The organism is Stieleria mannarensis (genome assembly GCF_014154935.1).
Taxonomy (GTDB): domain Bacteria; phylum Planctomycetota; class Planctomycetia; order Pirellulales; family Pirellulaceae; genus Stieleria; species Stieleria mannarensis.
The window spans coordinates 1-13551 of sequence record NZ_JACEHH010000050.1; the positions used below are offsets into that span (position 1 = coordinate 1).

General features: G+C 57.6%; 10 protein-coding genes and 1 pseudogene. 9 read left to right on the forward strand and 2 right to left on the reverse strand.

Annotated features, from left to right (window positions below):
- The first annotated feature begins 185 nt into the window (after window positions 1–185).
- Complete coding sequence (locus H1B37_RS26090) at window positions 186–386, forward strand: hypothetical protein (protein ID WP_182870217.1); 201 nt, start codon at window positions 186–188, stop codon at window positions 384–386.
- Between the two features lie 11 nt (window positions 387–397).
- Here H1B37_RS26090 and H1B37_RS26095 read toward each other — a convergent pair whose 3' ends face one another.
- A complete protein-coding gene (locus tag H1B37_RS26095; RefSeq protein ID WP_182870218.1) occupies window positions 398–1729 on the reverse strand; it encodes an amidohydrolase in 1332 nt (443 codons plus the stop codon).
- Window positions 1730–2284: 555 nt separating this feature from the next.
- On the opposite strand from H1B37_RS26095, the gene H1B37_RS26100 reads away from it, so the two are divergent.
- The 6 genes and pseudogenes from H1B37_RS26100 (at window position 2285) to H1B37_RS34105 (ending at window position 7218) form a co-directional block, all read left to right on the forward strand.
- Complete coding sequence (locus tag H1B37_RS26100) at window positions 2285–3940, forward strand: sulfatase family protein (RefSeq protein WP_436298887.1); 1656 nt, start codon at window positions 2285–2287, stop codon at window positions 3938–3940.
- A 217-nt stretch (window positions 3941–4157) separates the two neighbouring features.
- Entirely contained in the window at window positions 4158–5666 is a 1509-nt protein-coding gene (locus H1B37_RS26105) for an arylsulfatase (RefSeq protein ID WP_182870220.1), read from the forward strand.
- Between the two features lie 130 nt (window positions 5667–5796).
- Window positions 5797–6309, forward strand: coding sequence for a ferritin (locus H1B37_RS26110; protein WP_182870221.1), 513 nt, complete (start codon window positions 5797–5799; stop codon window positions 6307–6309).
- A 215-nt stretch (window positions 6310–6524) separates the two neighbouring features.
- Entirely contained in the window at window positions 6525–6917 is a 393-nt protein-coding gene (locus H1B37_RS26115; RefSeq protein ID WP_182870222.1) for a hypothetical protein, read from the forward strand.
- Between the two features lie 8 nt (window positions 6918–6925).
- Window positions 6926–7027, forward strand: a pseudogene (locus H1B37_RS34560) (transposase); the annotation flags it as partial.
- 53 nt (window positions 7028–7080) lie between these two features.
- On the forward strand, window positions 7081–7218 hold the full coding sequence (locus tag H1B37_RS34105) for a hypothetical protein (protein WP_286178201.1): 138 nt from the start codon (window positions 7081–7083) through the stop codon (window positions 7216–7218).
- A gap of 154 nt (window positions 7219–7372) precedes the next feature.
- Here the strand turns inward: H1B37_RS34105 and H1B37_RS26125 are convergent, their stop codons facing one another.
- The gene (locus tag H1B37_RS26125) at window positions 7373–8149 is read right to left on the reverse strand and encodes an NAD(P)-dependent oxidoreductase (RefSeq protein WP_182870224.1); all 777 of its coding nucleotides are present in this window, start codon (window positions 8147–8149) and stop codon (window positions 7373–7375) included.
- 608 nt (window positions 8150–8757) lie between these two features.
- On the opposite strand from H1B37_RS26125, the gene H1B37_RS26130 reads away from it, so the two are divergent.
- Both H1B37_RS26130 and H1B37_RS26135 read left to right on the forward strand, forming a co-directional pair.
- On the forward strand, window positions 8758–10524 hold the full coding sequence (locus H1B37_RS26130) for an alanine/glycine:cation symporter family protein (RefSeq protein WP_182870225.1): 1767 nt from the start codon (window positions 8758–8760) through the stop codon (window positions 10522–10524).
- 204 nt (window positions 10525–10728) lie between these two features.
- Window positions 10729–13548, forward strand: a complete 2820-nt coding sequence (locus tag H1B37_RS26135; protein ID WP_182870226.1) for a transporter substrate-binding protein — start codon at window positions 10729–10731, stop codon at window positions 13546–13548.
- The last annotated feature ends 3 nt before the right edge of the window (window positions 13549–13551 follow it).

Consider the following 13551-nt stretch of genomic DNA (forward strand, 5'->3'; position numbering starts at 1 on the left):
CTCGTCAGAGCGTGGATGTGACACGAGATCCACCTTCTGGCGAAGGTAGCTACGTAAGACCGTCAATATCCCGCCATCCCTCCTGTGCTAAACTGACGCGGCCATCGACGTGCAAACCCGCCGATGGCCGTTTTCATTTATTGCGATTTCGACGAACAGAATCTTATTCACAGGAACAGGAAACCATGGCGAAGAAGCACCTAACGTTGCAGCACAGCGAGAGTGTGATTGTGCAAGCGGCAGCGCAAATCTATGCCGCGTATCTGTGCAGCGGACTTGTTGATGACAATGACAAGACGAAGTACTTGAAACAGTCCATCCGGGACGCCATCACGATCGCCCGCAGCGTCGACGACGCCGTGATCAGCGACGGGGAGATGGAGTAGGCCGCCCTAATTCATAACGCGTCATCGGTCCCCATCAGTGTCATCAACGCCACCACGGTGGACTCGACGCCACGAGTCACCGCCGGTCGGGCTTCGATCTTGAACAGGGGCGAATGATGACTCGGCACGGGAGCACCGCCGCGTGCTTCGGCGTCAAAGTCGGCTTGCGGCGTGCCCCCGACCGACCAGTAGACCGATGGGATCGTCGGATTGACGGTGAAGATCGGAAAGTCCTCGGCTCCCATGCCCTTGGAGGGCTCGTCGATGACCTGATCGGTGCCCAGGTGTTTCTGCCAAGCCGCTCGCAACCGCCGCGCCAGCTCGGGTGTGTTGCTCGTCGGCGGCACGCTCTCTTCGGACACGATGACTTCGGGCAGTTTATCGTCGGGCAGACCCGCGACGCGTCCCATGTTGGTTGCGATCCTGCGGATGCCATCCAGCAACGTCTTGCGCGTTTCCTCGCTCGTGCTGCGGACCGTCAATTGCAAATGCGCCTTGTCCGAGATGATGTTGTGCTTGGTTCCGGCGTGAAACGATCCGACGGTCACCACGCCGGGAACCCGTGGTGCGATCTCGCGGGAAACCAGTGTCTGCAAGGCGACGACGATTTGGCTGCCCAGCACGATCGGGTCCTTCCCCCGATGCGGGCTTGCGCCGTGAGCCCCCACGCCGTGAACGATGATGTCGACGGTGTCGGCCCCGGCATAGGGGCTGCCTTCGGAAACATTGATCAATCCGGATCGGTCGCGTGAGGTGACATGAAACGCGAGTGCGACATCGGGCACGCCGAACCGTTCCCACAACCGGTCTTGTTTCATCGCCCGAGCCCCCAGCACGCGTTCTTCGGCCGGCTGCATGATCAACATCAGCGTGCCTTTCCAAACGTCGCGGTTGCGCGACATGTAGCGAGCCGTTCCGACCAGACTGGTCAAATGCACGTCGTGACCACAGGCGTGCATCACCGGCACCAACTCACCCGTGATCGGACTCCGCTGCGTCGCTTCGGATGCGTTGGCCAGCCCCGATTTCTCCTCGACCGGCAAACCGTCCATGTCGGCCCGCATCATCACCGTCGGGCCGTCACCGTTGTTCAGCAAAGCGACCACGCCGGTGCCGCCGACGCCCTCGGTGACATCAAACCCGACCGCCCGCATCTCTCGGGCCATCCGCGCCGCCGTCTTGTACTCGACCAATGACAGTTCGGGATTGCGGTGAAAGTGATCGAACAGATCCGCCAGGTGCGATTCATAGTCGTCGTTGACCGCCTGGCTCAATTCCTGGGCAAGAATCGGCGGCGTGAATGGAATCGCAAGGAGCAGGATGATTAGGCAGGTCGGTTTCATCGGCAGGGTATCGTGAGAGTTGCAGGCAATAGCGAATGCGCTTGAGCGAAACTGAAACAGGGCGTCCCATGATGATAGCGAAGGCGAACTCTGCTGGCCCTCTCGATTGCAAATTGCAAATTGTTCTTTGCAAAATTTAGATTTGCCGGGAATTGTCGCTCAGAGCATTTTGCAATTTGCAATGTTCATATTGCAATTTTCAATCATTGCCGGTTCACCAGTTTCAGACGCCACGCCGTTTTCATCGGGCCACTCCCGGCCTTCTGCCCCCGCAACTCACGCTCGCTGGGGCTCGCCAGAGTTTCGGGGCAGAGGGGGGCCCTGATTGATCGATTGTTTCTATTCAGTCGCGTGTTGGCATGGATCGGAAAACGAAGTGGCAGACATTCACCGGAAATCGTTCCCGATCGGTGATCCATCGCAGCGGTCGCATTATACTGCCGTGCCACTCGAAACACTCGATTGACATCCACTCGATCACTCCCGATTTTTGAATTGACGATGACCCGATCCCGCGTCGCATCCTGCGTTCTACTGCTTCTCTCCACCGGATTGATGTTGCGTGCTGGTGTTGCCGCCGAGCCTGCACGCACTGAGCAGCCCAACATCTTGTACATCATGTCAGATGACCACGCCGCCCACGCGATCTCCGCGTACGGTGGTCGTTTGGCACAGGTCGCACCGACACCCAACATCGATCGCTTGGCCAGCGAAGGTGCATTGTTTACCAATGCGTTTTGCACCAACTCGATCTGTTCGCCCTCGCGAGCCTGTGTGCTGACCGGACAGTACAACCACATCAACGGTTCCTTCGATCTTTCTGGCCGAGTCGGGCCGGGCAAGCAGATGCTGGCGATCCAGATGCGCAAGGCCGGCTACGAAACCGCGATGATCGGTAAGTGGCACTTGAAAGACGAACCGGCGGATTTTGACCACTACTGTGTCTTGCCCGGCCAAGGCAAATACCACGACCCGGATTTTCGCGTCCGCGGCGACAAACCGTGGGGCAAGAACCTGATCAGCTTCAAAGGGAAACACGTCACCGACGCGATCACCGACCTGTCACTCGAGTGGTTGACCCAGCGCAGCGACAAGGACAAACCGTTCTTCTTGATGCATCATTACAAGGCCCCCCACGATTACTTCGACAACGCGGCTCGGTATGAGTCGTATTTGGCCGATGTCCAGATCCCCGAGCCCGAAACGCTGTGGGATCGTGGCCCGGAATTCGGGTCACTGGCGACCCGCGGTGCCGACGACGAATTGGTGCCCCATATCGGAACGTCGATCGGTGGTCGCAACCCACGGCGCTCTTACCTGGGCGATCTGCCTTCGCTTTATCCCAACGAGTTTCCCAAAGACTATGACCCGGCCGATTACAGCAACGAACAAAACACTCGCCTGGCCTACAACGCCTACCTGAAAAAATTCCTCCGCTGTGTCAAAGGCATCGATGACAACCTGGGGCGTCTGTTCGACCACCTGGAAAAGACCGGGCAAATGGACAACACCGTGATCATCTACACCGGCGATCAAGGATTCATGTTGGGCGAACACGACTACCAGGATAAGCGTTGGATGTACGAGGAATCCCAGCGGATGCCGTTCCTGGTGCGTTACCCCAAGACGGTGCCCGCCGGACAGCGTTTTGACACGATCATCGAAAACGTCGACTACGGGCCCACCATGCTGGACTTCGCCGGTGCCGAGATCCCCTCGACCATCCAAGGCCGCTCGTTCAAATCCTTGTTGGAATCCGGCCAAGAGCCCGAGGACTGGAAGCAAGCCGCCTATTATCGCTATTGGATGCACATGGCGCACCACGACAATCCCGGCCACATGGGGATCCGCACCAAGACGCACAAGTTGATCTACTACTACGGATGCAACTACGACGGCGGGTACCAGACCCCGGCCGGCTGGGAGCTGTATGATCTGGTCAACGATCCCCAGGAAACACGCAACCTGTACGACGATCCCCAACACGCCGAATTGGCCGGGAAGCTCAAATCGCAACTGGCTGAACTGCGCCAGCGCGTCGGTGATGACGGCTCCCATTACCCGGCTTGCGAGACCATCGTGCAAGAGTTTTGGGACTACGATGAAGCCGACCGCGCCAAAGCACGCGAGATTTCACACCAGTACCTCAAACGGCGACAGCAGGAACTCGCCGCGGGCGAGCGGAACATCCGCACGTACTGGGGCAAGTAGTCTGCAAAGTGTGGGATAGGCTTCCAGCCTGTCGATTCCCCCCCTGTGGGATAGGCTTCCAGCCTGTCGATTCTCCCCCCTGTGAGACAGGCTTCCAGCCTGTCGTTGCGGCCATGACAGGCTGGAAGCCTATCCCACTGGTCCACCCTGCCGGGGCGTCCGTGGCTACAATGCGTTTCTTCTGACCGTTTCCTTCTCGCTGCCCAAGATTCGAGCAATGAAGTTTCGTATGGCCTTGGCCGTCCTTAGTGTACTGGTCCTTTGCCCCCTTGCGTCCCGGTTGTCCGCGGAATCATTGCCCGCGGAATCGCTGACCGGTTCGCGGCCGAACATCATCCTGGTGATGACCGACGACCAGGGGATGGGAGACCTCTCGTGCATGGGCAACCAGCTTTTGCGGACGCCCAACCTGGATCGGTTCCATTCGATCTCGACGCGGTTCACGGATTTCCACGTCAGCCCGACCTGTGCCCCGACGCGGTCGGCAATTTTCAGCGGCCGTCATGAATTTCGAAACGGCGTGACGCACACGATCAAGGAACGCGAGCGGATGGCGTTGTCCACGACGACGTTTCCGCAACTGTTGCACGCATCGGGCTACGCGACGGGCATCTTTGGCAAATGGCACCTCGGTGATGAAGACGCCTACCAGCCTTACAACCGCGGCTTCAGCGAAGTGTTTATCCACGGTGCCGGCGGGATCGGTCAAGCCTATCGCGGCAGCTGTGCCGACTTTCCGCCCAACCGGGCCCGCGACGGCAGATACTTTGACAACGTGATCTTGCACAACGACACGATTGTTCAAACCAAAGGATTTTGCACCGACGTATTCTTCCAAGCCGCTCTCGGTTTCATCAAACAGCAACATGAATCCGACACGCCGTTTTTTGCCTACATCACCACCAACGCGCCGCACGGCCCGATGATCGCACCGGAAAAGTACAAGAAACGCTTCCGGGAAATGGGTTGGGACGGAAACTTGCAAGGCCGCTATGGGATGATCGAAAACATCGACGACAACTTCGGCATCCTGATGGACAAGCTGGACGAGTGGGGGTTGTGGGAGGACACGTTGGTGATTTTCATGACCGACAACGGCCAGGCCGGACGCTCGGCAAAAAAGAACGGCAAGACCGAAAAAGTATTCACTGCCGGGTTCAAAACCGGAAAGGGCTCGCCGTACGAAGGCGGAACCCACGTGCCGGCGTTCTGGCGTTGGAAAGGGAAACTGGGCGAAGGTGTCGACATTCCCGCGTTGACCGCCCACATCGATTTGTACAAGACGTTCTGTGCGCTGGCCGGTGTCACGATCCCGGGTGACGTTCAAGCGATCGACGGACGGTCATTGATTCCGTTGTTGGAGGATCCGCAAGCAACTTGGGAAGACCGCGAGTTGTTCGTCCACAAAGGCCGCTGGGAGAAAGGCGACGACCCGAACGGCAGCAAGTTCGCCGACTGTGCCGTCCGCACGCAACGCTGGCGTTTTGTCAACAACAAAGAACTCTACGACATCTCGGCCGATCCCTACGAAGCGCTCGACGTCGCCGCCGATCACCCCGACGTGATCGCAGAGTTGCGGAAAGCCTATGACCAGTGGTGGGCCGACACGCTGCCGCTGATGGTCAACGAAGACGCCCCCTACGCCGAACGCCAGCCCCAAGAAGTGCGTTACGAGAAGCAAATGGCTGAGAAGGGAATCCCCGTCTGGCAGCCGCCGTCGCTGTAGCATCGCCGGGGCGTTCCGCCCAGCGATCGGCAATGGTTCTGTCGTAAACCGGGCCTCGACAGAACCGGTCGGCGCTGCGAAAACCGAGGCTTGGCGACTGCGATTCTCTCCTCCAGACGAAAGGCCTCCCATGTCAAACCAACAAATCAACGACGCTTTGAACGGACAAATCGCCTCGGAATTTGCCTCCTGGTATTCCTACTTGGCGATGAGTGCCTGGTGTTCGCGCGAGCAGCTTTCCGGCTGTGCAGGCTGGCTTCGGGCGCAGGCTCAAGAAGAGTACACTCACGCGATGAAGATCTACGAATTCCTGTTGGATCGCGACGTCGAAGTCAAACTGTCGCCGCTGGAAGCCCCGCGTGAAACGTTCGCTTCGATCGTCGAAATCTTCGAGTGTGCGTTGCATCAGGAACAGGAGAACACCAAACGCATCGACGAGCTGTTCCACATGGCGATGGAACAAAAAGCGTTCGCCTCACTGGTCGAACTGCAATGGTTCGTGACCGAGCAAGTGGAAGAAGAGAAAACGGCCCGAACGAATCTGGCACGGATCAAGATGATCGCCGACGACCCCGCAGCCATCTTGGATTTCGACAACGCACTCGGCGAGCGCACCCTGCCGATGGACACCTCACCCCAGTAGCACTCCCTACGTCAAAGCCGACGGAATTGTCGTTGGTGTTTAGCCTTTAGGCGATTCCCCGTCGCTGCTCCGCAGCGACCGGTAACAAAGGGGGCAGGCCCAATATTGTTCGGCACAAGATTTGCGCAGCGATTTTAGCGAATTTTGGCAGGCAATTTGCGCCACCAACTTTCACGGTGGACGTTCCGCCAAGTTGGCACGCGCGAGTCTGTTCGGTGCCAAGTAAGCCGCCCAAACGACGAAAACCGATCACTGCTGAACCTGCTGAACCTGCTGAACCTGCTGATCAAGAGCGGGGACCGGAGCGGGACGACTTTTCTATCGACGCCAGCGATCTGGGTGGCTTGAAGTTCTTTAAGAAGGTCCGCCCGTTTCTCGAGACGCTCCAAAGCGTCGGCACCGCCAGAGACAATGCAAAGCACCGTGACCTGGCGATGGACCAGTACGGATTGCTGGTGCTGATGTGGCTGTTCAATCCAATCCTGACTTCACTGCGCGGGCTACAGCAGGCAAGCGAACTGGAGGCCGTTCAACGAAAATTCGGTGTCGGCAGGGCATCACTCGGGTCACTATCGGAATCGGTCACGATTTTTGACCCAGACTGGTAACAAACGTCATGCACGTTCCAGCCGAACTCATCGCAGAGGCATACCGCCTCAGGTGGCTCATCGAGCTATTTTTCAGAATGATGAAACAGCTCTTAGGGTGCCGGCATTTGCTAAGCACCAAACCCAACGGCGTCGAGATTCAAATGTACTTGGCGATCATCGCTTGTCTTTTGATCTTGAGCTACACCGGGGGCAACCGACCAAGCGGACGTACGAGATGGTCTGCTTCTACCTGATGGGCTGGGCTTCTCTTGAAGAGCTTGAGGCTCACGTCAAAAAGCTGAAAACGACAGACGCCTAGGATTACTGCGCGCGTTAGAAAACGAGACACGCTGCAGGATAGCCTGCTGCGCGGACACTAACAGCGCGAGCCGAACCCACCTCGAAAACTGCTGTCGACAGACCGTCTCTGAGCATCCGACCCCTGAAATCGCACGTCCGTACACCCTTGAGCATCAAATGTGCCGAACAGTATTGGGCCTGACCCCTTTGATGCTCGCCGATGTGATCACAACGTTGTTGAAGGTCATCAAACGAGCGAGGACGTCATCGGTCAAAACCTCAGTCGATCGATCGTGAAAGAAGATTCCGGCCTCTTCTTCATAGACGTCAAGGCCTGCCGAGCCGATCTTTCCGCTCTTCAGGCCTCGTATCAGAGCCTTTGAATCGACCAGTCCCCCCCTGCTTGTGTTGATCAGCATTGCCCCTGACTTCATCTTGGCAATCGCCTCATCATCGATCAGGTAACGGGTACCGGACACCAGTGGAACGTGCAATGAAATGATATCGGACTCAGCAAGTAGGTCATCGATGTCTTCGTAGGTGACGCCCGGCCGGTTCAGTAGATCTGAATCTGGGGATTTATCATAGGCGATGACTTGGCAACCGAAACCGAGCAGAATTTCAGTCAGGCATTTTTCGATCATGCCCGTGCCCACGACGCCGACGACCTTTCCTCGCATATCAAATCCAGTCAAGCCGTCCAGCAAAAAGTAGCCCGCGCGGTTTCGCACATACGCCTGATGCAACTTCCGATTCAGCATCAGCATCAAGGCGACGGAGTGCTCGGCAACGGCGTAGGGGGAGTAGGCCGGAATTCGCACAACACTCATTTGATGACGTTGGCACGCATCCAGGTCAACATTGTTGGGTTCTTCGCGGCATTGAGTGGCAAACTCGTGACCGTGTAGCTCGCCTGGGCCGAACTCATGGTGGTGGATTTTCGGAGGCATTTGCTCCTGCGTCCAATGATTGTTTGCAACGTTCGTTGGTACTCGGTAGGCTTCAAGGTGCCGGGAAAAACGGACTCAGGCTCTGCGGGGACGCGGGCCTGGGAAGGGATATCTCGGTCGATAGCGCGCAGGTGGTGCAGCAAGCCCGTGGCGGAATACCTCCGCCGTGGACTTGCCTTTTTGCTCATTGGACGCAGGAGCAAATGCCTCAAAAAATCCCTACCCTGGATGGATGTCACTAAATTCCTGGAAGAACCGGATTTGTTTGCTGTTTAGAAGAGTTGGTATTTCGCCTCGTGCAGATTCACTTGACAGCACCAATTGACTTTGAATTGACGCCAACGACAAGATCGGCAGGTGGGGCATGCGAAAGTGGCGAGAAGATTTTGGAGGTAAGAAAACGACTTCTGCGTCGACTCGGATTCCTTCTTCATTTGCTTACCGAAAAAATCTTCCTACCAGCGTTTTCATGATGCTTTGTCGATTCGTGTAAGCTATCTCGATCGCGAACCAATCGAAAACGATTCAATCAACAAATCGTCAATTGTCTGGTCAGCGGATTGCTGTGAGGAAGGGGTTGTTGGACAGGGGAACGAAGGGATGAAGTTATGACGGACAGCCTGCTGTTGAGTTCGTTCGATTTTCTTGATCCGGTCAACGAGATCCTTTGGGGGCCTTGGACCCCGTATGCGTTGCTCGCTGCGGGCGTTCTGTTCACCGTCTGGACGCGTTTCATCCAGTGGACCGTGGTGACGCACGGAGTTGATGTGATTCGCGGTCGCTATGACAACCCGAGTGACCCGGGGGCGATCAATCACTTCCAAGCGCTTTCGGCAGCACTCTCGGCGACGGTCGGCTTGGGAAATATCGGAGGCGTGGCGCTTGCGGTGGGCACAGGCGGCCCCGGCGCACTCTTTTGGATGTGGGTCGTTGGTGTGTTGGGGATGGCGTTAAAATCCGTCGAAATCACACTCGCGATGCTGTATCGAAAGACCGACGATCCGGAAAACCCGTCTGGCGGCGCGATGTGGGTCGTCGAGCAAGTGCTGGGCAGCAAAGGGGGAATCTGGAAAATCATTGGCCGAGCGTGCGGGGTGTTCTTTTGCATCACCCTTGTCATCGCCACGTTCACCAACGGAAACATGTTCCAGGCTTGGAGCGTTGCCGAATTGACAGAGCGACACTTTGGCGTCCCGAAACTTTTTGCCGGCATTGCGATGGCCCTGATCGTGGGGCTGGTCATCATCGGCGGCATCAAACGGATCGGGAGCGTCGCTGGGACGCTGGTCCCTGTGATGTGTCTGATCTACTTGGTTTCTGCATTCTTCGTCTTGGCGATTCACGTCGCGGAGGTCCCGTCACTTCTGATGATCGTCGTCCGGTCCGCGTTCCAGCCGACCGAGGCGGTCGGGGCATTCGTCGGCGGCACGGCCGGTTGGGGATTCATCCAAGGGATGAAGCGAGCCTTTTTCTCTAATGAGGCGGGACTGGGGTCTGCGCCGATCGCCCACGCGGCCGCAAAGACCAGCGAAGCGGCTCGTGAAGGAATTGTCGGCGGGCTCGGACCGTTCATTGATACGCTTTGCATTTGCACGTTGACAGGTTTGGTCATCTTATGCACGGGCACGTGGAATCGTGAACCGATCGGCGAGTGCGCGAAACCGCTTACTATCGAAAAGGCCGTTCAAAGCGGCGACGACACGGTGGTCACGTTTTCGGTTGTTTCGGCTGCGGATCCGGCGGATCTGCCGACGGACGAATCGGGGACGTGGGCGGTCGGCGACACTTTCTTCGTGGTCGGCGATTCGGGCAATGCGATCCAGCGCGAAACAGGAAGCTCGCGCGTGAAGGTTTTTGGCGAGATCACCGACAGCCAAGAACCTTCCATCCGATGGGAACCCATCGCCGTCGATCCGCGCGACTGGGATGGCGAGGTCGATGAGATCACAATCGTGTCGGCCGCCGTTTATCGCGACTATGCCGGTGCCGAGCTGACCGCATTTGCGTTCGACCGCGAATTCCCGGGGCTCGGCGGCTGGCTGGTACCGCTCGCCGCGTGGCTGTTCGCAATTTCATCGATGATTTCTTGGAGCTACTACGGCGAACAAGGGATGATCTATCTGTTGGGCCGGAAAAGTGTGCTGCCCTTCAAATTCGTTTTCTTGGCCGGTGCGGTCTACGCCGCCAATTGGATTGAGAACGCCGACGAAATGGTGAGGCTGATGGATCTCGGAACCGGCGCCATGCTGTGGTCCAATATCCCCATCGTGCTGGCGCTGGGGTATCTCGCCGTCGGATCGCTCAGTGACTATCGAAGGAAACTCACCGAGGGCAAATTCAAACGCCACGATGAAACTCAAGTGTCACAGGGATAAGAATCTGTTGCTTGCTGGGGCAAACATGGGGCAATAGGACTAAGAGGGCACATAGGACTTATGGGACGCATCCGTCCTATTGCTCCCATTGCGACGTCGTCTCAGCGAGACGGAAACGTTGGCAGATGTGACGACAACATGTTGGCTCGCCGATCGATTAGAATAGCAATCGGGATAGAAAAGTCGTCATGCAAAGAGCTTGCCGTGGTCGCTCCCGATTCAGCCGCACCGTATTCCGTCGGGATTCTCCATTCGCTTAGCGGTGTCCTTGCGGGCGGAGAAACACTTGTCGCCGAAGCGACCAAGTTGGCGATCGACGAAATCAACTCCTCCGGCGGCATCCTGGGTCGCAAGATCGTCGCTCGGGTCCGTGACGGCGCCTCGGATGCCGAAACGTTTGCCGAGCAAGGCAAGCGATTCCTCCAAGACGATCAAATCCGAGTGATCTTTGGGTGTTGGACGTCCGCTTCTCGAAAAGCACTGCTGCCGGTTCTGTCGCGACACAACGGGTTGTTGTTCTATCCGCTTCAATACGAAGGACTGGAAGAAAGCGAGAACGTGATCTACACCGGCAGCACGCTGAACCAACAAGTCGAACCGGCCGTCGATTGGGCGATGGATCGCGGTTGGCGGAACGCGGCGATTATAGGATCCGACTACGTCTATCCGAGAACCGCCAACACGTTGATGCACGGCATTCTGGAAAAACGCGGGGGCCGTGTTTTGAAGGAATGTTATCTGCCGCTGGAAGATTATAACGTTGCCCCGGCGATCGAAGAGATTCTGGCCGCCCGGCCCGACGTGATTTACAACACGATCAATGGCTCGGCCAACGCCGATTTTTTTCGGTTGCTATCCCAGCGCGGTGCGGGGCCGGACGAATTGCCGGTCCTCTCGTTCAGCTTTTCCGAAACCGAGCTGGCCGACGTCCCCGAAGCGGTCGGTCACTATGCCTGCTGGGATTATTTTTCGACCTGCGTCAGTGAGGTCAACCAGCACTTTCTGCCGCGGATGCGCGAGCACATGGGGTACGAGTGTCCGGTGTCTTCGCCGATGGCAAACGCCTACACGCAAGTGTACCTGTGGAAAGCCATGGTCGAACAAATGGAAAGCTTCGACCCGGCTGACCTGGAAAATCACAGTTTCATCCTGGTCAACGGCCCCTGTGGCGTGATGGAGCTACGCCGCAACCGACATGTTCGCAAGCGAGCGATGGTGGGACGGGCAAGGGAGAACGGAGAGTTTGAAATCATTTGGCAATTCCCCGAGATGATCGACCCCGAGCCGTGGTTTGGTGTCGACACTCTGCTTCGTGGCCGAATCATCCACCAAGCACTCGAAGCCTTTCCGACCGTCGTGGACCTGCACGCAACGCTGCGACGGGAAAAAGAGATCCAGGAAAAACTGATCGAAGAACTGAATGCAAAGCAGGTCGAGTTGGAAAAGGCTCGCGATGCCGCCGAAGCGGCCAACGAAGCGAAATCGGATTTCCTGGCCGCGATGAGCCACGAGATCCGCACGCCGATGAACGGCATCCTTGGGATGGCGCAGTTGCTGGGCGATGGGCCGCTTTCTGCGACACAATCCGAACAACTGGCGATCATCCTTTCCTCCGGTGAATCCCTGCTGCGGATCATCAACGACATCCTGGATTTTTCGAAGATCAATGCGGGGAAAGTCGAACTGGAGAACATCGGGTTTTCATTCCACGACCTGGTCAGCGAGACGCTTCAGTTGCTGTCCCCCAAAGCTCATGGGCGCGGCATGGAAATCGAGCTGGACATCGATCTGAAGATGCCCGATGTCCGGTCCGGCGATCCGACGCGGATCCGTCAGGTGTTGACGAATTTGGTCACCAACGCGATCAAGTTCACCGAGAACGGCCGGATCATCGTCGTGGCTCGACCGGACCCGGAATCACCGGAACAAATCCGTTTGCAGGTCAAAGACACTGGGATCGGAATCTCCCCAGAAGCTCAACGGCGATTGTTCCAGCCCTTTGTCCAGGCCGACTCGGGGACGACGCGCAAGTACGGTGGGACGGGTTTGGGATTGGTGATCTGTCGGCGTTTGGTCGAACGCATGGGGGGCACATTGACGCTGGAAAGCGAAGTCGGCAAAGGGACCACGTTTACCGCCAGGTTGCCACTCCCACCGACGGACAAGATCGAGGTCGGGGCGTCGATTCATCAATCCACTCCGCCGAAGGATTTGCTGGTCGGCAAACGTGTGTTGCTGGTCGATGACAATGCGATCAATCGTCGCGTGGCCAAGGGGTTACTGGAAGGTTTCGGGATCATTGTCGATGCGGCGACCGGCGCAGATGATGTCAAACAACGCGTGCGACGCGATCCGGATTGTTTGCACGACCACGACGGGATGATTGTCGACGCCATGATGCCGGGGACGGATGGCTGGCAATTGGCCCGCTGGATTCGCGAGCAGCGGGACGGCAAGGGCATCGCGCTGATTCTTGCTTCATCGGCGATCGGCAGCGAAGAAGGCCACTCCGCGGCGGAGGCGGAGTTGTTTGAAGTCGTCCTGCCAAAGCCGCTGAGACGCGGAACGCTGTTTCGTGCGTTGGCGGTCGCGTTGACCAACTGGAGTCCTCCCCAAGCCTCCACACCCCAGCAGCAAGTCCAGCCGCGACGCATCCTGGTGGCCGAGGACAGCATCGTCAATCAAACCGTTGCGCGGTCAATCCTGGAACAAGAAGGACACGAAGTCACGATCGCGGAAAACGGACAAGCGGCGCTGGATGCACTGACGGACGCCGACGCGTTTGATCTGATCCTGATGGACGTGCAGATGCCGGAGCTGGACGGACTGGAAGCGACCCGTCAAATACGCAAACGCGAGCAGGACAACGATTGGCCGCGATGGCCCATCATGGCGCTCTCCGGGAACGCGATGAAAGAGGAGCAGGACGCTTGCCTGGACGCCGGCATGGACGGTTGTCTGACCAAGCCGATGAACATGAACGAAGTCTTGGCCCTGGTCGCCGCAACGCCTCGGCGCGAGTGATCG